We start from the raw sequence: 23234 nt of genomic DNA on the forward strand, positions 1-23234 counted from the left end.
TTCAAACCTCCTATATTTTTTAGTTAAGGTAGTCAAAATTACCCGTTTATTGTTATGCCGCATCATCTTTTTTCGAGGGCTTAATACCCTTCATTTCGTTCCAGCGCTTCTCGTCGGGCGAACCAGAAAATTCCAAATTATCTTCACCTAAGTTAATGTGGTAATAATCCGATAGCACACCTGGCAGTTCTGGCCCTCCACAATTTCCTTGGTAGATTTGATGCACTGGTAACCAAGCTTGAACGTACTTTTCAGGCTCATTGCCGAAAATTTCACAACAAGCTTCAGAACAGAAATGATAGCGATCTTCCTTGTAGACTGTGTCTCGATGACTAATTGAGCTTGGATCGTCCGTTTCAGTGAATAAAACGGGCACCTGACAAACCTGACACAACTGCGGTAAAGTTGGATTGTAGTAACGCTGATTTTTTTTCTGTAGTTCATCCCAGTGCTCAAAACGAGGACGGTAATATTTATTAAACGAGTCTGGATATTTTTCAGCAAGCCAGTCCAGTTCTTCTTTTTTAGGCATCCAAGTGTGGAAATTAGTGGCTTGGCCATATTGATAGAAAGTTGACCATAACTGATGACTAATGTGTTCTTTAGCAGCGTTAGCTACGTCTTGATATTTAGGTGGGCGAATACCATAGCGCTCTAAGTCTTTGAACAAGGCGCCACCGCTTTGCTCGTAGTAAACTTCCCAAGCTTCTTTCCATGACATCACTTTGTTAGGAAGCATATAGTCCATCATCATACTGACTAGACTTAATAGACGAAATCCTCGCCAGAACCACTTGTCTATCCACTGCTGAACAATAGGTACGTTATCTTCGTGTTGTTCTAACAAAAACTTTATAATTTCTAAGCCTAAGGTCATATGGCGGGCTTCATCGGATTGAGCTGAGAACCCAAAGGTTACGGTTGCCATATCACCGTTGTATGCTGCACCAGACATAAAAGGCACAAACAATAAATTAGTCAGTACGTATTCAAACGAGAAAGATATAGCGGTTAAAAATTCGAAAGGTCCTGCTGAGCGCGCATCGTCAAAAAATGATTTGGGCACCGACAAAAACCACACTCGGTCATGCATTAATGGTGCGTCGTGCAATCCATTAAAGTGCTTATTGTAGTGACTCATTGCATGCTGTTGAGTTTGCGAGTGACGAAGTTCATCAATCGCCTGCATTTGACAAGCAACTCGTGCACCTGCACCGCTGAATTGACGGCCAACTTTGGCATAGCCTTGAAACGCAGCATATTCGAGCGGGGAGACGCCACTTAAAAATAGTTTTAAAGAATTGACATAACGTGCGTCTGAAATATTCTGATGGCCATTGTTTTGTGCAAAGGCATCAAAAATTGCGTAAAGTTTTTTCTCTTTTTCTGCCTGATATTTCCAATAAGAATCCATGGTAAGGCGAAACGGATCTTCCCAACCGTCCCAGTCGATAATTTTTATACCTTCAAATTCTTCAAGTGGAAAAATATCTGATTTTTTTTGATAGCTTGGCTCCCAATCCATATCTCGAGTCAGGTATTGGTATTTTTGCTTTAGATTAAGCTTCTTAGTCGCTGTCATAAGTTACTCCTAATTAATTCCATGAAAGGATGAAATGGTCGTCATCTTCGTCAACATTGCCGCCAATACTGATGACATCTAACAACATTTCTTGAACATCCCAATCTCGATTCAGTTTCTCTTCCATCGTTTCGCGAGTGATAACCAAACGTTTTTCAGCCTGTATCCGAATCATTGCCGGTTGATACTGTACTTCCGCTTGCGGATTATCTTCGCTAATGGCTTCAACTAAATAACGGGCGTTTTCGTTGTCTTGAAATGCGATAAATACTAATTGGCTCATAATGTTGACTCCGTCGACTGAAGACCTGTTTTTTTCAAAAGGGCGGCTAGTTCGTTTTGAACATTAACCAAAGCGTCTTTACCTACCGTCTCTTGTGCGATGGGAACAAGCGCTGAAAATACCTGTGGCTCCCAAAGATTGACCCAGGCTTGTAATTTTTCTTTATTCTCGTCCGACTCGGCTACTGCGGTTTTCACCACTGCAACAATCCATCGTGTCGTATCCTTGTTCCAATCACGCATAAACTCGGTCAACATACTGATATCGCGCGCGCCCAACGTGGCAAACCATTCGTCCATTGCTTCATAAACAAATGCAAATACCGCTTTGTCAATTAGTAGATTTTGAAGCAGTGATAACTCAAACCAATCTTTTACCACCATAGAATCTTCAGCCAATTTTCGCATGGGTTGCCACATTGGGTCGTCTATCCAAAATGTTTTGCTGGTATTCAATGCAGTGCCAGTATTGCCGTCAATTATTAACGCAATTCGCGATAAATATTGGCCCATTCCAAGGTGATCCATCGACTGATAAATGTGTGCCTGTGCGACCGTTGTAGCAACAGAATCACCTGCAATCATGCTGTTGTTCATATTTGCTGATAGGTTTAAGTGCCGAAATGGCACCAAATATTTTAGAATTTTCAAATGAATACTTTCGTCCAAACCAGAGATCAGATTGCGCTTTTCGCAAAACTTATAACTTGTTTCAGCGCTTTCTTGCATCTTGGCGCGATTGCCTACGTATGCGCCATAATAGAACTGGCGAGGATCATTAATTTGATACCAATCCTTCATTTTTATTGATGTGCGACTTTCATCATTTAACGAACGTTGTGGATCCCACAGCGGCTTATAATGGAAGTTTTCAGTAGCTTCAATATCGTAACTTGCTTCCTGGTAGCGCGTTGCTGGCTTATCACCAAACCGACGCTTAATATGACTATAGGTATTCCTAATTGTGGAAATGGAATTAGTTTTTATTTCAACACTCATCTTTGTTACCTTGTTTGGTTAATCAAAATCTCTAGTCCTAAATCTTCCGGGTATCACCGAAGCGCCATTTTTGAGCATCATCATCAACTTTTTTTGCCATATCTTTATCCATATGCACCACATTATTGTGTTTGCAAAAGAGCTCGAATGCTGTTTTAGGCAAAGCTAACTCGACGTATAGTTCGGGATATTCAATAGCGAAATCAAACTCAACAAAAGTATCCTCAGGTGCGCTGCGTACTCGCACGTAACGAGTAAAGGTAGTAAATTTATTCTTGTTAATATCGGTAATCATGTTATTAAGTTGCTTGAACCATGTTTTCATTATGTTAAAACAATGTTTTGCAACAGATATGCCAAACACTGATTGAACTCCCTTAAAGCACTATTAAGATGTTGTTTGTAAAGCTTTTTTACGTATTTTTGTTTTGTTGGGTGTTTAAATAAGTCAGGTTAATCAAAATAAAATGTTAATGATTTGGTTAAAGTGAAGGTGGGTTTGATCATATGGTTAAGCTGCGCTAAATGTTGTTTTCTGGTAAGTTGGTTAAAGATTCAATGAATCTGTAACCAAATCTACTAGAGTCAAAATAGAAGCTTTTGGAAAGTCCATTTTTACTAAATTTTTGAGGAATGCCATGTCCAGCAGATCAAAAAATGAATTACTCGAATCTGATATTAAAGATTTAACTGATCTTATTCGTTTCAGCCATGAAGAGGGCAAAGTGTGGTTTGGCGAGCAACGTATGTTGTTAATGCATGTTTCTGCCATGGCGGCTTTTCGCAGGGAGCTTTTAAATAGTATTGGTGTAGAACGAGCTAAAGGTTTCTTTTTGCGGCTTGGTTATCAAAGCGGTTTGCGCGATGCTGAACTTTCCCGTCGATTGAGGCCCCATTGTGATGATATTGATATCTTTCTTACTGGTCCTCAACTGCACTCCCTTAAAGGTATGGTGAAACCAAATCTTTTAAAACTTGATATTGATCTAAAGGTTGGCCACTTTTATGCCGAAATTGAATGGATTAATTCATGGGAGGTGGAGGTTGTTCAGACTGAATTAGGACAGATGGATGAACCTGCCTGTTGGTCTTTGTTAGGTTATGCATGTGCGTTTACTTCATCTTTTATGGGACGAGAAATTATATTCCGTGAAGTCAGTTGTCGCGGATGCGGTGATGAGCGTTGTTTAATTATAGGAAAGCCAGCGGAAGAATGGGAAGATCATGAAGTTTTCGCTGAATATTTCAAGGCTGAGCCGATCATTGAGCAACTTTATAGTTTGCAGTCTCAAGTCAATTCATTACGTAGTAGTTTGGAACGCCAGCAAGGACAATATTACGGAATAGGTCAGTCATACTCCTATAATGAAGCCTGCAAAAAAATTGATAAAGCCGCACAAGGCAAAGTATCTGTGTTGTTGCTAGGTGAAACTGGTGTTGGTAAAGAAGTCATCGCACGCAGTGTTCATTTGCGTAGTAAACGAGCCGAACAACCTTTTATTGCGGTTAACTGTGCAGCAATTCCCCAAGAGCTGATTGAAGCGGAATTATTCGGTGTAGAGAAAGGTGCTTTTACAGGAGCAACGCAATCTCGTCTTGGGCGCTTCGAAAGAGCTGATAAAGGTACTATATTTCTTGATGAGGTAGCAGAATTAACTCCTCGCGCACAAGCTACACTGCTGCGAGTGCTTCAAGAGCAAGAATTAGAACGAGTTGGGGGAGGGCAAACCCATAAAATTGACGTACGAGTAATTGCCGCTACAAATGAGTCGTTAGAGCAAGCCGTTAATGAGGGACGATTTCGCGCAGATTTGTATTACCGGCTAAATGTCTTTCCAGTAAACATTCCGCCATTGCGTGACCGCGTTGAAGATATTCCACTTCTTGTAGAGCATTTTTTGCAAAAATTTCACAATGATTATTCGAAACGTACATTGGGATTGTCTGATAAAGCCTGGGATTACGTATCAACGTATAGTTGGCCTGGTAATATACGTGAACTTGAGAATGTTATAGAACGTGGCGTTATTTTAACTGACAGTAACGAAACTATTTCAGTAGGATCATTGTTTGTTTCCACCATTATTAAATTAGAAATTAATAATGACGATCATGTTTACTCCGAGGGTTATGTAGTAAAACCGTGTGAGAAAAACAAAGATAATTGGGTTGATACTATTTTCGAAAAAGAAATCAGCCTTGATGCTGTAGAAAAAATATTAACTGAAAAAGCGATGGAAAAAGCTAGAGATAACATTTCCGGTGCCGCCCGCCTGCTTGGTGTAACGAGACCAGCACTGGCTTATCGTTTGAAAAAGCATGGACTTGTTTTCTAGGTTTATCTGTTTTCAAAATATTTACGATTCTTTATTGTCTTTATGTACGTTGGATAGCAAGAGTTAGGGGGGTGATGATTACCTAATAAACGACCAATGTTACCAAATCGTTAAAATTGGTGAGTTTAGTACCTATAAATCTTAATTATTTATCATTTCATTAACATTTAGAATTCTTATATTTTCAATTCAACATGAAACAGCCTTTGTAAACTCGTATCATAATGATTTCATAGGTTTTTTTTATTTATTGTTGTAATGGCACATCTTTTGCTCTATTGATTTTTATGTTAATTAAATAAATGTAATAAAGAATGTTGTTTAAACAAATTTATCAACGGCTTCCGACTCTACACTTAGTTCGTCTTTTAACAATTCAATCATGCCTTAATACCGCAGCTATTGTTATGAGTTGTTTACTCATATTCGGGTGTGAAGCACCTTTAGTCATGGATAAAGTGACTGCATACCGAGAAAAACCTTTGCAACGAACTGATTCCTATCAAGCATTTGCAAAGAACGATCAAGTAGCAGTGTTGGTGGGCAATAATGGCGTTGTCTTAACTAGCCATGATGCGAAAACATGGTCACGAACCATCTTGGCTGGAATGCCATCATTAATCGATATTGCCAGCTGTCCAGATCAGCGTCTCATTGCACTTTCGTTCGACAATCAAGTTTGGGTATCAAACATCAATGGCGATGATTGGATATCGATCGAGGTCCCAACACAAGAGCAGTTAATGACAATTGATTGCGCTCCCAACGGCAATTGGTGGGTTGCAGGCGGATTTTCAACATTTTTGCACTCAGCTAACGATGGTCAGAATTGGCAAACAACTAGCCTTGATGAAGACGCTATTATTACTAACCTTGTTTTCATTTCTGAACAAGATGCTGTTGCTACAGCAGAATTTGGGATGATATTGGTCACTGAAAACGGCGGGATCTCTTGGGATTTAATTGGTTTTCTCCCAGATGAATTTTTTCCTCATTCCACACATTTTGCTACGACTGCAGAAGGCTGGGTTGGGGGGCTCAATGGATTTGTTTACCATACTAAAGATGGCGGACGAAATTGGCTGCGACAATCAGCTGATAGTTCTGTACCCATATATCAATTCGTGCAAGTTGATGATGCTTTATATGCCCTAGGTGATAACGCTACAGTAATGAAACTTGCAGGTTCTAACTGGCAAACAGTGCAACCCCCTACAGCACCGGTTTACCTCAGAGCCGCCTTGCATTTTAACGGAAAGTTATTAGTAGCAGGGGGGCGAGGTATGTTATTAGCGCTTGATCCAAATGTTGTTATTGTGTCTGCCGGTAAAGCGGAGCAATCAGATGAAATCTAAGCACCGTTTCACACATTTTCTTCACAATATTGAAGTCATAATTTTCAAATATCCCTTAATAGTTTTAAGCGGAATATTATTACTGACGGTATTTTTCTTAAGCCAAATACCCGCATTAAAAATATATACCGATTTTTCGAATCTTCTACCTCAAGAACATCCGTACATTCAACTGCATAACAGTATTAAAGATACTTTTGGTGGTGCAAATGTATTGGTTGTTGGAGTGGAGTTTGTTGATGGTGATATCTTTTCAAATGAAAATTTAGCGACCTTGGATAGGATCACAATGGCTGTTGATAATCTTCCTGGGGTTAACCATAACCTCGTGTCGAGTCTAACTCATAGAAATTCACGGCATATATGGTTAACGGAAGTAGGGAGCATCAATTCAGAATCTTACTATGACTCAACTTATGGACAGTACAGTCATTCTGAATTGCAACAAATGCGAGGTAATGTAGCCGCTAACCCTAGAGTATATGGTCCGCTTGTGGCACCTGATTTCAAAATGGCACTCGTGAAGGCGCAATTAAATGAGGGAGAGTTGGATTACGAAAAAACCTTTGCTCAACTTCAGAAAATAAGAGCTGAAGAAAGTCATGCAGGAGTGAAAATATATGCAACTGGACAGCCGGTTTTGATCGGTTGGGCATATACCTATATGGAACAAATTTTACAGATTTTCATCTTTACTATTTTGATCATGTTATCGCTGCTGATCTTTCACTTTCGCAAGGCATATGGCGTTCTAATCCCCCTCGGTGGTGTGCTTATTTCAACAATATGGGGATTAGGTATTATAAGTTTACTCGGATATAACCTAGATCCACTAGGACTGGTTATACCGTTTTTAATCGCCGCTAGAGCCATGAGTCACGGGGTGCAATTAGTTGAGCGATATTACTCTGAGTTGAAAACACTCCCTCAAGGCGCTGATGCTGCGAAAGCGACATTCGACAGCCTTTTCCGGCCGGGAACCTTAGGGGTCGTTTCGGATGCTGTGGGTTTACTATTGATTACTGTGGGCTCAATACCCTTGAATACACACTTGGGTATTTATGCATCTTTATGGGCAATTACTGTTGTTTTGACCGTACTTATTGGTGTACCGCTATTACTTTCTGTTCTGCCTACGCCAAAAAATTCGGAGATTAAAGAAACCTTTCTACGTTATATAGGTTCGAGCTGTTCACGAATTGTCACTCGCCCTAAGGCCGCTCCAAGACTACTGATTATTGCCTTTTGTTTAATTCTTATGGGATTAGTCGCGGCTTCACATGTTCAAATCGGTGATTCCGAGCCCGGCTCACCAATTTTATACCCTGACCATGATTACAACCTATCATCGAGAACAGTAAACGAGCGTTTTCCAGGTTCTGAAGAGCTCTACATTATTGCAGAAACAGATACTTCTGGAGGACTCAAGCGGCCAGAGGTCCTGAAATCGCTCATTTCATTACAAGCACACATGTTATCAGATCCTGACGTCGGCGGAAGCAAGGGGCTCACTGATCTTGTACAGCAGGTCAACCGACTCATGCATAACAACGACCCTCGATGGTATCAAATACCACACGACGCTTCGTATGTTGGTGGTCTTATGTTCACTTACATGGCATCTAGTCCAATTCCAGGTGCGTTAAATGAATTCAACGATACCGACGATCGGGTTGCTAACTTAGTATTTTATTATAAAGACAGACAGGGCGAAACAATTCGCCGTGCCATCCATATGGCAAAAACATGGATTGACAAATATGGCAATGATGTACCAGGCCTAGAAATTCGTCTTGCAGGAGGCACCTTGGGGGTCGCTGCAGCTATGAATGAATCAGCGTTTGAGACCAATATGATCGTCCTGCCGTTAGTCTTTTTGTTGATATTTGCTTTTGTGATGTTGTTTTACAAATCTTGGCATGCGGGAATCATGATGTTGGGCACGATGCTTTTCGCCTCAATTTTAACCTATGCCTATATGGGCATGTATGGAATGAGTATTGATATTAATACCGTTCCAGTAGTTGCTGTTGGAATTGGCGTTGGGATTGATTATTCCATATACATGATGGACCGCATACGCGAGTTCATGGCCAAAACCGGAAATTTAGCTGGTTCGGTTCGTCAATCTATTGCGACTACTGGTATGGCAATCAGTTTCACAGCGGTCACCTTAATTGCTGGCATTATTATGTGGGTCATACTCTCGGAACTAAGGTTTCAAGCTGATGCCGCACTGTTGTTAAGCATCATGATCGTGATTAATGGGGTTGCCGCGATGTTGTTAGTGCCATCTTGGGTACTTGTCTTCAAACCTAAATTTATTGTCAACGTTTACAGTGATGAATACGGTGTACTTCACACCGATGCTGAACATGTTGATGAAAAATCCGCCGACCAGTCAATTCCGACAATAGGAAGTGGAGCACTTACTGGGAATCAAAGCCGACCATAGTTCGGTAAATTCCTTTTTGTAATTATGTGAGGACTAAGCATGCGTAAAAATACACAAAACATGAAATTTATGATGTTAAAAGTAGCACTGGGCCTTGCCCTGTGGCCTGTATTTCAGCAAGTATCCTTTGCCAAGGAAGCTAGGGTAAATGGTTATTTCGAAAATGCGACATATATCCGAGATGGCGTTGGTTTATCTAAATTTCGTAATACGTTGCAAATAGAGGCTGAAAAATCTTTCAAATCGACAGGATCACTCAGCAATATGTCAGTTAATGGCACTTTTCGTGTTACTTACGACGGTGTTTATGACTTAAATGAGGATGACTTCGGCAACCAAGCTGGAGGCGCGATATCTTTAGAGAATACAATTGAGGGCCCAGGCTCTACCGTTATTTTCGGCGAAGGTTTAGCCTTACCTTTTACCTTTGATACTGCAAATCATCCAAATGAGGGGATGTTAGTACTAGGTGAACACCTTCACCCTACAGATGGGGGCGTTGCGTTTGGTGTACCAGTACGCCCTTGTGATACTGATTCACGCGGGTGTCTCAATGGCTATCTTGACCGAGATATTGATGAGTTAAGGTTTCAAGAGCTCAATGATCGTCTCGATTTTATTCGCGAACTATATTTCGACTTTGATTTAAATCTAGATAATGGAAACATTATCAGTACTCGGTTAGGTAAACAGCAGGTAATTTGGGGGCGTACTGATTTATTTAGAGTTCTCGATGTTATTAATCCAGTCGATTATTCGCGTAACAACATTTATGACGAATTAGAAGATATCCGTATTCCAATGTGGATTTTAAAAACTGATTATCGAATGGGAGCGACGGAGACATTTGATGACCTAAACCTTCAGTTAATATGGAATTTTGATCGATTTCGTCCGAATGATTTGGGCCAATGTGGTCAACCCAATGTCATTCTGGATGCCGGTTGTTTCTTTAGAGGCATGAATACCTTATGGGAGAATGGAGGTACGGTCGCTAATTTCGCGGGAGGGGTAGTAGCTACCGATTTTGGACCGGGCCAAATAGGTATACGTCAAGCAGAGATGCCGAGCTGGAGCCTTTCAAACACTCAGGTTGGATTAAAATTTGAAGGTGTTTTGGGTGACCTAGGATTCTCACTAAATGCATTAAACTATCGTTCACAAATGCCTTCATTACGAGGTGGGATACCTGCTCAAAACTCCTTTACTGGCGAGGTGGCTGCGTGGCCAGCGTTAATTGCTTTTGATATTCACTTCCCTCGTGTGCAGTTGTTGGGAGGCTCAATGGATTATTATTCTCAAGGTATTGATACCGTATTTAGACTTGAAGCAGCACACACTTCTGGTGAAGAGTTTGCAAATACACTAAAAGAAAATTTATATTCCGAATCAAATGTACTGCGTTACGTAATAGGCGTTGATAAAAACATCTTTATTCCTTTATTGAATGACAGTAAGGCGTTTCTTTTTTCAGGCCAAATTTTTGGTCAGCACATTTTGGATCATCAACGTGAAGAGCGTTTATTAGGGGCTGCAGGTATCCCTGATTGGGAAGAAAATTGGACAGCAACTATGCTGATAAAAGGCTGGTGGATGAATGATAGATTAAGTCCTCAATTGATAGTTGCCCACGACGTTAGAGCCGAAGCAACGGCGATAGCGATGTCTGTTGAATGGATTTTTTCAGATAATCTCAAACTGACCGGAGGCGTAAACTTCAAATTAGGCACTGGAGCCCGAAAATTCGACGACTGTCGAACTTGTAACCCTTTCTCACCATTTACCGCTGCGTTTGATGAGCACGATGAGGGCTCCACTTTGGGTCTGCAAGGCTTCGAACCCCTAGGTCGTTTTCAATCTGGACCAATAGGAATGGCTCAAAAAGAAGATGAACTCCAATTTTCAGTTCGCTACAGTTTTTAATAGAGGATCAAAAAATGAAAAAGTTAATTTTAAGAACAAAAATCTGTGCAGCCGCAATGAGCATTTCGAGTTTAATAGCGTCGCCTGCTTTGGCATTAGATGAGGTTATTCAGGCGTCATTTTTTCCATATGCAAACAGTAAACCTGCATTTGATGGTTTGTCGGTAGGGCTTGTCATTGATCAGTCTAATGTTGCTGAGTTTAAAGACATTATTGATCCTGCGTTCTACTCTTTTATTGAAAAAGGGTGGACATCTATAACTGTGGGAGATACATCATCCTTGGAGCTACATCAAAGCTATATCGATGCAAGTGCGAAAGGATACGGTAATGTACAGCTGGGTAAGGAGACTGGTGAAATTATTGGTTGGCAAGCAGGTAGACCTTTCCCTGCAGAGCCTAGTAATGAAGATGCTCGTGCTGGTGAAAAACTGGCTTGGAATTATAAGTATGGCTATAACTGGGGAGATAGTGCTGCAATTTCACCTTTTTATTGGAAATATAAAAATATGGAATCTGCAAAGGTTGAGCGCACTATTAAATTCAACTTTCACTTTCTTAATTTCAAGGGGCGGGTCATACAACAACCCACACCTGAAATTATTCCTAATCCATCGGATCTTTTCCGTTCTATTTACGTTCAAGTATTAGCACCGGATGATGTGCGAAATACGCAATTATTAATCCATCGCGCCGCAGACGATTTAAAACGCGATAATTCGTGGCTGTATCTTGGTTTTCAGCGAAGGGTAAGACGCTTAGCTACTGGACAGGTTACAGACGCTTTTCTTGGGTCTGATTTAATGATAGAAGACTTTGAAGGTTATAACGGTCGAATTTCTGATATGAACTGGAAATATAAAAGCACTCGTTACATGTTAATGCCATTCTTCAATCACAATGATTTAACCCTAGATAATGAAACACATGAAGACGAAGATGGTTATAAAGTTGTAGCATTTAGCGGCAAAGGTGATTGTTTCCCAAATATTACTTGGCAATTACGTAAGGTCTATGAAGTAGAAGCAATGCCAGTAAATGAATCACATCCTTTGTCTAAACGTGTACATTTTATGGATGCACAAACGTTCACTATTCCCAGAACAGTCTCATATGATCGTAAAGGTACTATGTGGAAAACATTTACAATTGGGCAAACACATCCTGACCATCATTTACCCGCAAACAAAGGGTCTGGGGTGTCTATTGATGATGCTTTTAGTATGATCGACGTACAAGCTAATCATTGTACAACCGGCCAGTTTAAAGGCCAAGTCGACCCAGAACTATCTCCTCCCAGCATGTTTAGTGTACAGCACTTAAGGGCCACTGGTAGCTAATCTCGACCACAGGGGCTTGCCTGTAAATAGGCAGCCCCTGCTTACGATATTTAACAATGGTAGTTACAGAAAAATCTGTTACAGGTTCCCATCGAACTGCGTAGATCTTGCTTTTCTAGTAAAAATAATAAAATTTATTTATTTAAACTTAAAAAATGTTTCGTATTTTGACCCAGGATCTCAGTGACAATTTTATATGCGCTATCTGCTTTACCGCTAGCAATTGCCCAAGCTAATTCTTGGTGGTGCTCTAAATCTAATTCAATTTCTTCATTAGTTTGCTCTTGACCTAATCTCACATGCGCTTTTAGGTAAGTGGAAACTGCTGTTTTGAATTGACTTAATATAGGATTGTGAGATGCCATCAGAATGAGGGAATGAAATAAAATGTCTGCTTCTAATCGTTTATCGTGATTATCTTTATTCACTTTCATTTGCTCGAATGCGCTCATTATATTGGCAATATCTTCTCTGGTTGCTCTTTCTGCTGCCAATCTTGCTGCTTCAGGTTCGATTATTCGCCTTACCTCTATTAAATCCACCATAAAGGCTTCGGTCGCAATATCTGGATCTGCATGCCAGCCTAAGACCTGTTGATCTAACATATTCCATTGTGTACGAGGTGCAACTTTGGTTCCGCTTCGAGGACTTGTTGTTAAAAATCCTATTGCAGACAGTATTTTTACTGCTTCACGTAATGCATTACGTCCAACACCCAACATTGCGGATAATTCTGCTTCTATAGGTAATGTCTCACCTTCTTTATATTCATTAGCAGAAATTTTCTTACCTAATGTTTCAACAACATGTTTGGCTTGGCCTCTTGGTATTGGGAGCCCTGTGGTTTTTACATTCCCTTTCACATGATCCGTCATTTTTTACTTCTTTTTCTTAGTCACTAATGATCACATTGTAACTAACTATATGTTTTGTGTCATTAACATTGAAAAATAATCATTATTGGTGGGATTAATTGGGGTTTTATTTTATGTGTTCATACTATAACTACTGTTTTGATTAGGTTTATTTAATTATTAATTTATACCGTTGACCATTAATGGGATTATTGATAATATCTTTAAATCTTATAGGTGGGGTTAATTGATTGCTTTGTAGCTCTAACCTCATTAACAATTATTGAAGAAGGGTTGCAAGTATGGCTGATTATGATGTGATTATAGCTGGAGGAGGCCACAATGGCCTGATTTGTGCGTCTTTACTGGTTCAGAACGGATTGAAGGTCTGTGTCGTTGAAAGAAATGACTGGGTCGGCGGCGGTGTGTTAACTCGTGAACTTACCAAGCCTGGATTTAAACATGATCAGTTTGGTTCCTCACATGTATGGATCCATTTAAACCCTGATTTTCAAAAATTACGACCTGAACTTGAAAAGCATGGCCTTAAGTATATTTACTCAGATGATCACATTACTGGTCACCCAAATAAAACAGCTGGACAAGGAATTATTGTCTATAAAGATGTCGATAAAACTTGTGACACTATAGCTGAATATTCTAAAAAAGATGCACAGCGCTACCGTGAAATTTATGAGGAGTTTGGTGAAATTCAAGATGGTGTTGTGAAAAGCATGTTTTCACCACCAGCGCCTCCAAGCTATTTATATCAAGGTCTTGAAAATAACCCTGAAGGTTTAAAAAGGCTAAGAGATTATCAACTCAGTTCACGTCAATTTACCTTAGAAAATTTTGATGATGATCATGTTCGTGCATTTATTCTTGGCTGGGCAATGGCACCGCAAACATTACCAGACCAATTAGGCACCGCAGCTGCATTTTCGGTGATGATCCCAAGTATTCATTACTTTGGGCAATCAATTCCTGAAGGTGGTAGTGGCATGCTTTCAGAATCAATGAAATCTTATATTGAAGCTCAAGGTAGTACGGTATTAACCGGTGCTACTGTTAAAAAATTCATAGTAGAAAACGGCGAGTGTGTAGGTTTAAAACTCACAGATGGCAGAGATATTACTGCTAGCCGGGCTGTGGTTAGTGCTCTTGATCCCTTCCAAACCTATCTAGATGGCTTTGATGATGATGAGTTGCCTAGTGGATTTAAACAAATGGTCCGTAACTTCAAATTTGGCGATATCACCATTGCGCGAGTGCATTATGCATTAGATGAAGCACCAAAATTTAAAAATGGTAGCGAAATGGATAAAACCGCATTTCAGCGGATTTTTGGCAGTGTTGCTGATATCGATAAACAGTATCAAGAAATTGCTGCTGGCCTAGCACCTACAGATCCATTTTTATGGACAGCTGCTTGGAGTCAAATGGATCCAACACGGGCACCAGAAGGAAAACATACTTTAATTATGGATACTTTTGTTCCGGTAGATTTGGCGTCTGGAGATGATTGGGAAAAGCTAGCTCCTGACTATTGTAGTGACGTACTTTTAAAGCAGTTACGTAATTACACCACAAATATGGAAGATGACAATATCCTTGGAGAGTATGTTGAATCAGGACCAACGCTAGCGCGTGCAAACCTTTCATTCAACCGAGGAGTCACTACTGGGGGGGAAAGGTCTCTTGCTCAAATGGGTGCATTCCGTCCATTCCCAAATTATGCCGAATATCGTGGTCCAATCAAAAAGTTCTATATGACCGGACCATCTTGCCATCCAGGTGGTGGTATTTGTGGAATGGGTACTATTGCGGCAAACGAGATTTTATATGATCTCGGTATTAAGCGTGAAGAAGATGATTTTGATTTTTAACAGACAATTGGCAAATTTTGAGGAATGAAATAATGGCTAGAAAAAAAGTAGAACCTTATACGGCATTGATAATACAGCCAGAAGTAACAGTCGTTGATGATAGAGCCGGGATTCAAATCAACCTAGATAGGATTAAAAACCTTATTCATTTTGGCGTTGGATATCACTGGGAAATACCAGTAAAACTGGTGATTTTACCTGAATACTTTATGCAAGGCGTAGGTACTCCAGGTAAAGGCGAAACTAAAATTAAAGACGCAATGAAAAGAGCCGTAACAATTCCTGGGCCTGAAATTGATCAACTAGGTGAAATTGCCAAAGAATATGGTTTGTATATTTGTGGTGGTGGCGTGGTAGAGGAAGTCAAAGAATTTCCTGGCCGTTGGTTCAACACTAACTTTATTGTTGGTCCTTGTGGCAACGTGGTACTTAAGTATCACAAATGGCATATCAATGCATCATTAGGGCTTGGTACAAGTCCACATGATATGTTTGATGAATATTGTGAGCACTTTGGCGGTAGTATTAAAGATCTATTTCCTGTTATTGATACTGAAATTGGGAAATTAGGCACCATGACTTGTCATGATGGTTGTACACCTGAAGTAAGTCGTGCATTAGGTTATAACGGTGCAGAAGTTATTTGTCATCCGGGTGCAATACAAGAATTTGAAGGTGTTTCAGAGCCATGGGATTTTTGGAAGTTTACTCGTCGTACTCGTGCACATGACAATATGTGTTACCTATTTGGAGCTAACTGGGGCAGTGTAAATTATGAATACTACCCTAAAGCTTTTTGCCCTGGTCATTCCTTTGGTATTGATTATAAAGGCGTAATGATGGCTGAAGCACCATATCCAAGTGAACAGGTTCTAGCTGTGACGGTCGATATTGAAGCGTTGCGTCATTACCGTACTAAGATCAACCACAATAATTGGATTGATGTTCGAACAGAAGGCTTCAGGGAAATGTATACCAATCCCATTTATCCAGCGAATCGTTTTCCATCTGGAAAGCCGCCTACAGCACTTGTAGAAAAAATTACTGTTTGTAAAGAAGTATTCGATGACTTGTATGCAAGAGGCCAATTCACACCTCCATTTGGCTATGAACCGGAAGATATCTCAGAATTATTACAATCCCGAATTGACTATGCTCAGGAAACAGGTCGATTAAAGAAGAGTAAATAATATTATGAAAGTTATCAGTAAACTGGCAGATATTGATTTTGAATTCGGTCACTTTGAATATAAGAAAGATCATCTCATTATCCACAGCCATAAAGATTCGAAGATGCAAAGTAAGGTTTATGTTAGCCCAAATGATGTAGTCAGTGCTCTTGGTAAGGCATTCAAAGTGCCTATGTTTTGGGCTTACATCGTTTTCTTTCCATTTTTTTTAATTCGCTATCGCAAGCGCCATGCCGCTAAACGAGCAGCAAAAAAGTAAGGTAATAAATAATGACAAAAATGACAGGCGCAGTTGCCATCATAAAATCACTTAAGCTGAACGGTGTCGATACTGTTTTTGGGCTACCTGGAGGTCAGTTAGATCACCTTTTCGATGCTATGTACCATGAAGGTGATGACATTCGTCTTATTCATAGTCGCCATGAGCAAGGTGTTGCTTATATGGCTTATGGCTACGCAAAATCAACAGGTAAAGTTGGGGTGTATACCGTTGTTCCTGGCCCAGGATTGTTAAACTCTACTGGTGCATTGTGTACTGCATGGGGTAACTATAGTCCGGTACTTTGTATTTCTGGGCAAATTGCATCAACAGGCATTGGTAAAGGTTACGGTGATCTGCATGAAATTGATGATCAGCTTGGCATGATTAGCAATATAACTAAATGGCAATCACCTATTAATCACCCATCTGATGCGCCTGAAGTCATTGCAGAGTCATTTAAGCAATTAACGACTGGATGCCCACAGCCAGTGGCCATTGAAATGCCGATGGATATGATGGGACTTGAAACAGAAGTAGGCTTAATACCTGCTGTTGTACATGATAAAAAACCGGTAGATAGAGACTTAATTGAGTCTGCGGTAAGTATCTTAAAACATGCTAAAAAGCCAATGATTGTAGTCGGCTCTGGAGCGTTGGAATGCAGTGAGCTAGTTCTTGAAATCGCAAAACGTTTGCAAGCTCCTGTCATGGCATGTCGTAGTGGTAAAGGGATTGTTTCTAGTGAGCATTATTTAAGCGCCAACTTCCCAATGGGACATCGATTGTGGGGCGAAGCAGATGCTGTGCTTGCTATAGGTACTCGTTTACATTGGCCACTTGTTATGTGGGGAACTGATGATGAGCAAAAAATTATCAGAGTCGATATCGATGCTAAACAAATTACACGGATCACTGTACCAGAAGTGGGTATTGTTGGTGATTCAGGGGTTGTTCTTGATGTAATGAAGCAACTTATTGAACAAGATAACCATCAAGCAACGTCACGAGAAGCTGAATTAACTGAACTTAAATCTGCTGTAGATGCTGAAATCCGAGAAAAAGTTGGTCCACAAATGGCTTACTTGGATGTTATACGTGAGGAGTTACCTCGTGATGGTATTTTTGTCGATGAAGTGACACAAACTGGCTTTGTATCTTGGTACGGCTTTCCAGTTTATAAGCCTCGTCAACACATAAGCGCGGGTTATCAAGGTACATTGGGCTATGGCTATGCAACAGCGCTAGGTGTTATGGCCGGTAATATGGATAAAAGGGTTATTCAAATTAGTGGTGATGGTGGCTTTATGTTTAACGTACAAGAACTATCCACGGCTGTTCAATATAAATTGCCATTGGTTACAATTGTTTTTAATGACGGTAGATTTACTAATGTACAGCGTCAACAAAAAGAATGGTTTGATGGTCGAATCATCTGCTCAGATCTTCATAATCCTGATTTTGTTAAGTTAGCTGAAAGCTTTGGTGCAGCAGGGTATTTAGCCACAGATCCAGAATCAATGAGAACCGCCATTCAAAAAGCCTTTGCACAGGATGGTCCTGCAATAATAGAAGTGAAACTTAATGAGTTCTTCCCTGCACCTTGGCCATTTTTGATGATGCCACAAAATAGAAAAGAAGTTTGTAAATAAGCACTTCCTAGTTTATGTGGTCCACTGCACAGTACTTTAAGCATTATCTTCGCTGTGCACGGACTGCTAATCTAATTTAAAATGGATAAATACTATGACTAATCCAGTACCAAACTCCTCAATACTACGAATTAATGCCTATAAACAGGGTAAAAGTAATATCGATGGTATTAAAAATCCAATTAAGCTCTCGTCAAATGAATCTTCCCATGGTGCATGTGAAGAAGCTTTATCTGCATTCAGGGAAACTTCATTTTCATTGAATCGTTACCCCGATGGAAATCAAACTAGCCTCAGAGAAGCAATTGCTCAAACCTTTAATCTAAACGAAAGTAAGATTATGTGTGGTAACGGATCAGAAGAATTAATTCAATTGGTTGTACGAGCATATGTGTCAGTAGGTGATGAAGCACTACTTAGTGAAAATGGCTTTATTATGAGCAATATTCATTGCCTAGCTCAAGGAGCTGAACTAGTCATTGCTCCAGAGAAAAACTTTAAGGTTGATGTCGACGCATTGTTAGCGCGAGTTACAGATAAAACGAAATTCTGTACTATTGCTAACCCAAACAACCCCACAGGTACCTATATTTCAGATGAAGAAATACGTAGATTACATGCTGGCCTTCCTAAAGATTGCATATTCTTAATAGACAATGCTTATTCAGAATATGTTGATAAAGAAGACTTTAGTGATGGGGTCGATTTAGTTGAAGAATTTGATAATGTCGTCATGACTCGGACGTTTTCGAAAATATATGGGTTATCGGCACTAAGAATCGGTTGGATGTACAGTTCTCAAGAAATACATGATCTAATTCAACGTATTAGAACACCGTTTAATGCAAATTCTCCAGCGATGGCAGCGGCAACAGCAGCAGTTAAACAGACTGGTTATGTAAACGATATTAAGCAACATAATATAAAATCATTGCAATATATTACTGATAAATTGCAACAGTTAGGTATTGAAGTTGTACCCAGTGTTGCAAATTTTTACCTGTTAAATTTTAAAGGTGTCGAAGGAAAAATGGCTTCTGAAGCAGGCGCATTTCTGCAATCCAAAGGCATTATTCCTCGTCCTGCAGGAAATAATGATGACTTCTTGCGAATTACCGTTGGTTTTGAAAGTGAAAACCAGGCAGTTGTTGATGCATTAACTGAATACATGAATCAATAACCAATACCTATAATGATTTAACTTGTCTGGGATAACACAAAGGGGTAAATACATTGAATAATCAGGTTGATGAGATAAATAGCGCACAATTCAATAAAGTTAAGTCGCGTCTTGAAACAACACAAAAATTATTAATTAGTGGTAGTTGGCAGTGTTCATCTGATCAGCAAAATTCAGAAGTTATTGACCCTTCCACCGGTAACGTAATCTCTCATGCTAGTGTGGCAACTTATGATGACGTAAATCTTGCTGTATCTGCAGCTAGAGAATCATTTGAAAGTGGTGTCTGGACTAAAATGACACCTAGTCAACGGGGTAAAATACTTTGGAAAGTAGCCGACTTATTAGAAGAGTATGGTGATGAAGTTGCGACCTTAGAAATGTTGAACGCGGGTAAGAAATTTTCAGCGGCGCGACAAGGCGAAATACCATTTGCTGCAGATTGTTTTCGCTACTTCGCAGGTTGGTGCACAAAAGTTGAAGGAGCAACTAAAAGTTTATCTATTATACCAGGGCAAGACTTTCACGCTTATACCAAAAGAGAACCAATAGGTGTAGCCGCACTGATTGTTCCATGGAATGGACCATTGGTACAAGCTGTTTGGAAAATCGCACCGGCACTTGCTGCAGGTTGTAGTTGTATCATTAAGCCTGCTATGGAAACCCCATTATCAATGGTTCGCTTGGCTGAAATAATGTTAGAAGCGGGGGTTCCCCCTGGTGTTCTAAATGTGATTTTAGGCGGAGGGGAAACTGCCGGTAAATGGTTATCAGAGCACCCGGACGTAGATAAAATTTCATTTACTGGTTCAACTGGTGTGGGTAAAAAAATTCTTGATGCTGCTAAAGGAAATTTGAAAAAAGTTTCCTTAGAGCTAGGAGGCAAATCAGCGATGATTGTTTTTCCTGATGCTGATATCGAAGAGGCAAGCCAAGGCGCTGTTGAGGCTATCTTCTCCCATGCAGGTCAAGTCTGCGTTGCTGGCTCTCGTCTGTTTATCCATCAAGATATATTTGACGCGATGATTACAAAAATCAAAGAGAAGACATTAGCAATTAAAGTCGGATCTTGCCACGATGAAAGTACAGGGATGGGGCCTGTTATTTCACAACGTCAATTTAACAGTATCCGTAAATATATTCATTTAGGGATAGAAGAGGGAGGGCGATTGATTACTGGTGGCGTGCCTGAATATAATGGCGATGGATACTTTATTTCACCAACCATTTTTGTTGACGTTAAACCTGAGATGACAATTGTTAAAGAAGAAATTTTTGGTCCTGTATTAGTGGTCCAAACTTTTACTGATGAAAATGACATTAATCAGATGGCTAATGATTCAGAATATGGCTTGGCTGCTAGTATTTGGACAAAAGATGTGAGCAAAGCGCATCTTACGGCTTCAGCAATGCGCGCAGGTTTAGTGTGGGTTAATTGCCATGGTATCCCAGATATGTCAGTACCTTTTGGTGGTTACAAGCAGTCTGGTTGGGGACGTGAGAATGGGTATGAGGCGTTGCTTCAATATACTGAATTAAAATCGGTAGTCGTTAAATTATAATAAAACGAACGACATTTTTAACTCCTTGATCCAGTAACATAAGCACAACTATGGCTAGCCGTTATTAACCGATGACCGATTCTTACTAAGGATCGGTCATCACTATGTAACTACATTCTCTCTTTCTGAAAATCCCTTCGTTTAGGCAACACCATCAAATCAAATATTTGCACTTAGTCTAACCCTATGTTGAGGGGCTTGCTCATTTCTAGTTCTATCCATTTATTAAATTCAATTTCATTCTTTAGCTCGGGCTTATCTTTAGTTTTAGAGACCATATCTCGAAATACTTTAGAAAACATATAAGCTGAAATTTCATTGGGGTGATCTATTCCTCGTGTAACAGGGTAGGAATCACGGTAGAAGGTTAAATCATCTATAGAGTTAATTATTAATTGATTATCGTAATCTCTTTTAAGTTGATATTTCTCTTCCTTAAGGATTACTGTGAATATTTGATCCGTAAAATCTTTGCCCATTTTGGGAAGATCAACTCCTTCTTTAAGTAAGGTTCTTACCCAATAAAACTCTGATGGTTGCTGAGGTTTTGGTACTAGCCATTCAGCTGAAGGGGCATCAGGGTTCGATACTTGATTTAACGTTATGTATTCGTCGGACTCAATAATGGCCTTCTGAAAATCCCAATGCTGAGTGTTTAACTGGACAAACTTTGATGGAAAACTTCGTTGTAGCGCATGCATTTGTTCATGAACTAGCAAGCCTCCAAATTCTCTCAATAGCTCCAAACTGTCTTTCTCATTTATATCCTTTTGCCAAATCTTAGTTAAAGAATCTAAATGCTTTTGGCTAAATATAATAAAACTGCCCCTTGTATGGGCAAAACCGCCACAAAGCCAGCTATCAACCTTGATAAATCGCCAAGGATGATTGGCCATTAAATGGATATTATTTTGAAGAAGCAATACATTCACCTCTTTAACAATATAGGTAAGCGCATTTCGCTCTGTTTCACTAAAAGGAAGGACGGCATCCTGAAACCTTTTTCTAGCATAACGCCTTAAATCATTAATATCTGATGTTGTTAATTTTTCTTGTATAAAGGTTTCAATTTCTCTTTTTTGTAGTTTTGAGAAGTAAGGCTCAAAGGTTTCGTCGAGGATTGCTTTTCTGGCGTCACTTACAGCCAGAATATCAATTCTGGGCCTTACTAATGGGCTCTTTAGCTCTCTAATTTGATAATCATTTAAGCTATAAGTCGCTGGGGATCGTTCACTGTCATTCTGCTGTGTTTGGATGTTTGCTATATCATTCGAAACATTTTCGCCATTTACGGCATGCTTTAATCCTAAATTTTGAGCAACTTCATGGGTAATAACTAGGGCTTGCAAATGTTTTCGCTGCAATATGTCTGCTGTAGAGTCGGTAGTTTTTTTTGTTCCTAAGGCAATAAAAGTGTAACTTTCGTTCAGCATGCCATGAGCCACTGGTCCTTTTTTTCCCTGGAGTTCATTGACAAAAAACATATTAAGTATCTCGCCTTGGCCACGAATAAATCCATCCTCTGTAGCCATTTTGACTATTTTATCTAAGTCTATTACTCCATCGCGCGCCTTGGTATTACTGTAAAAAATAGGTTCTAAAAAGTGTAGGTCCACATGTGCTTTTGAAAATGTCTCATCAATCAAATTTTTTGGTAGCGCCATTGAGGCTGGGTTATTGCCGTCGTCTCCTTGCACAACAATAGGCTGTATTATAATAACAAACGAATTTAGGGGCTCTTTTTGGGGGATAGAAAATGCATAATTACTATGTAAAAAAAGAATAATTAATACAGCGACTGATTTAAAAAATTGCATGGTATTACCTTTTATAGGAAGTGTTTTTATAAAATTTTATGGCATACCAAAACACAGTTAATTATTTGTAGTGTCTTTTAACATAGCCATAAATAATTAACTCAAGGACAAAAGCTCTTTCACTCTGAGCTTGAGTTTTTGATTATAAATATCTCGTTCATTGTGGTTACAAAAGGCGCTTAAGAAACCTTCATGAGCATCACCTAATGCATTCGAAATTAATATGGTAAGTAACTCATAATAGGGAATATTAAGAATTTCTGACAATGCGGTAAGTCGACAATGCTCTGCATTTTCTACTCTAAAATTACTGACCTGAGTAAGGGGAGGTTTTTGACAAACCTCATCACAAAATAACGCGTTTTCCGTTAGTTCTTTAAATTTCAAAAAAGTATGTTTGTTTTTCATTGATATTAGCCTCGTATTAACCATTGCTCGTTGCCTTTTATATTTAATTACGCAATGAGAAAGGGTAAGTAATGTTAAGTTTTTTGTTCTAATAAGCTTTGATTGCGGTGTTAATTTCATTCAATTCTTATTGATCACAAACTGTATTCTTCAT

Annotated in this window: 18 protein-coding genes; 11 read left to right on the forward strand and 7 right to left on the reverse strand. The window is 39.6% G+C overall.

Annotated elements, in window-relative coordinates:
• Positions 1-52: 52 nt before the first annotated feature.
• From GARC_RS08040 to GARC_RS08055, 4 genes are read right to left on the reverse strand one after another with little or no spacing between them, the layout of a single operon-like run.
• Positions 53-1582 carry an aromatic/alkene/methane monooxygenase hydroxylase/oxygenase subunit alpha gene (locus tag GARC_RS08040; protein WP_007618662.1) on the reverse strand — a complete coding sequence of 510 codons (1530 nt, stop codon included), beginning with the start codon at positions 1580-1582 and terminating at the stop codon, positions 53-55.
• A gap of 13 nt (positions 1583-1595) precedes the next feature.
• Complete coding sequence (locus GARC_RS08045) at positions 1596-1865, reverse strand: MmoB/DmpM family protein (RefSeq protein ID WP_007618664.1); 270 nt, start codon at positions 1863-1865, stop codon at positions 1596-1598.
• Positions 1862-2863 carry an aromatic/alkene monooxygenase hydroxylase subunit beta gene (locus tag GARC_RS08050; RefSeq protein ID WP_007618666.1) on the reverse strand — a complete coding sequence of 334 codons (1002 nt, stop codon included), beginning with the start codon at positions 2861-2863 and terminating at the stop codon, positions 1862-1864. The genes GARC_RS08045 and GARC_RS08050 overlap by 4 nt, the downstream gene beginning before the upstream one ends.
• A 37-nt stretch (positions 2864-2900) precedes the next feature.
• The gene (locus GARC_RS08055; RefSeq protein WP_007618667.1) at positions 2901-3158 is read right to left on the reverse strand and encodes a phenol hydroxylase subunit; all 258 of its coding nucleotides are present in this window, start codon (positions 3156-3158) and stop codon (positions 2901-2903) included.
• Between the two features lie 343 nt (positions 3159-3501).
• On the opposite strand from GARC_RS08055, the gene GARC_RS08060 reads away from it, so the two are divergent.
• The 5 genes from GARC_RS08060 (at position 3502) to GARC_RS08080 (ending at position 12272) form a co-directional block, all read left to right on the forward strand.
• On the forward strand, positions 3502-5199 hold the full coding sequence (locus GARC_RS08060; protein ID WP_007618669.1) for a sigma-54-dependent Fis family transcriptional regulator: 1698 nt from the start codon (positions 3502-3504) through the stop codon (positions 5197-5199).
• 449 nt (positions 5200-5648) lie between these two features.
• On the forward strand, positions 5649-6554 hold the full coding sequence (locus tag GARC_RS08065) for a WD40/YVTN/BNR-like repeat-containing protein (RefSeq protein ID WP_007618670.1): 906 nt from the start codon (positions 5649-5651) through the stop codon (positions 6552-6554).
• The gene (locus tag GARC_RS08070; protein WP_007618671.1) at positions 6544-9009 is read left to right on the forward strand and encodes an efflux RND transporter permease subunit; all 2466 of its coding nucleotides are present in this window, start codon (positions 6544-6546) and stop codon (positions 9007-9009) included. The genes GARC_RS08065 and GARC_RS08070 overlap by 11 nt, the downstream gene beginning before the upstream one ends.
• A gap of 39 nt (positions 9010-9048) precedes the next feature.
• Positions 9049-10932 (forward strand): DUF1302 family protein, encoded by a 1884-nt coding sequence (locus GARC_RS08075; protein ID WP_007618672.1) that lies wholly within the window; start codon positions 9049-9051, stop codon positions 10930-10932.
• A 14-nt stretch (positions 10933-10946) separates the two neighbouring features.
• Entirely contained in the window at positions 10947-12272 is a 1326-nt protein-coding gene (locus GARC_RS08080) for a DUF1329 domain-containing protein (protein WP_007618673.1), read from the forward strand.
• A gap of 134 nt (positions 12273-12406) precedes the next feature.
• Here GARC_RS08080 and GARC_RS08085 read toward each other — a convergent pair whose 3' ends face one another.
• On the reverse strand, positions 12407-13147 hold the full coding sequence (locus GARC_RS08085) for a FadR/GntR family transcriptional regulator (RefSeq protein WP_007618688.1): 741 nt from the start codon (positions 13145-13147) through the stop codon (positions 12407-12409).
• 281 nt (positions 13148-13428) lie between these two features.
• Here GARC_RS08085 and GARC_RS08090 point away from each other — a divergent pair, with 281 nt between their 5' ends.
• From GARC_RS08090 to GARC_RS08115, 6 genes are all read left to right on the forward strand, one after another.
• The gene (locus GARC_RS08090; protein WP_007618691.1) at positions 13429-15012 is read left to right on the forward strand and encodes a phytoene desaturase family protein; all 1584 of its coding nucleotides are present in this window, start codon (positions 13429-13431) and stop codon (positions 15010-15012) included.
• Between the two features lie 32 nt (positions 15013-15044).
• Complete coding sequence (locus tag GARC_RS08095) at positions 15045-16202, forward strand: nitrilase-related carbon-nitrogen hydrolase (RefSeq protein ID WP_007618694.1); 1158 nt, start codon at positions 15045-15047, stop codon at positions 16200-16202.
• 4 nt (positions 16203-16206) lie between these two features.
• On the forward strand, positions 16207-16461 hold the full coding sequence (locus tag GARC_RS08100; RefSeq protein WP_007618695.1) for a hypothetical protein: 255 nt from the start codon (positions 16207-16209) through the stop codon (positions 16459-16461).
• Between the two features lie 11 nt (positions 16462-16472).
• Positions 16473-18113, forward strand: a complete 1641-nt coding sequence (locus tag GARC_RS08105) for a thiamine pyrophosphate-dependent enzyme (RefSeq protein WP_007618697.1) — start codon at positions 16473-16475, stop codon at positions 18111-18113.
• Positions 18114-18207: 94 nt separating this feature from the next.
• Complete coding sequence (gene hisC, locus GARC_RS08110; protein WP_007618699.1) at positions 18208-19293, forward strand: histidinol-phosphate transaminase; 1086 nt, start codon at positions 18208-18210, stop codon at positions 19291-19293.
• A 53-nt stretch (positions 19294-19346) separates the two neighbouring features.
• A complete protein-coding gene (locus GARC_RS08115; RefSeq protein WP_007618701.1) occupies positions 19347-20855 on the forward strand; it encodes an aldehyde dehydrogenase family protein in 1509 nt (502 codons plus the stop codon).
• A gap of 173 nt (positions 20856-21028) precedes the next feature.
• On the opposite strand, the gene GARC_RS08120 is transcribed toward GARC_RS08115, so the two are convergent.
• Both GARC_RS08120 and GARC_RS08125 read right to left on the reverse strand, forming a co-directional pair.
• Positions 21029-22672, reverse strand: coding sequence for a hypothetical protein (locus GARC_RS08120; protein ID WP_007618703.1), 1644 nt, complete (start codon positions 22670-22672; stop codon positions 21029-21031).
• Positions 22673-22768: 96 nt separating this feature from the next.
• Positions 22769-23080 (reverse strand): hypothetical protein, encoded by a 312-nt coding sequence (locus tag GARC_RS08125; protein WP_007618705.1) that lies wholly within the window; start codon positions 23078-23080, stop codon positions 22769-22771.
• Positions 23081-23234 lie beyond the last annotated feature (154 nt).

It is taken from the genome of Paraglaciecola arctica BSs20135 (assembly GCF_000314995.1).
Lineage (GTDB): Bacteria > Pseudomonadota > Gammaproteobacteria > Enterobacterales > Alteromonadaceae > Paraglaciecola > Paraglaciecola arctica.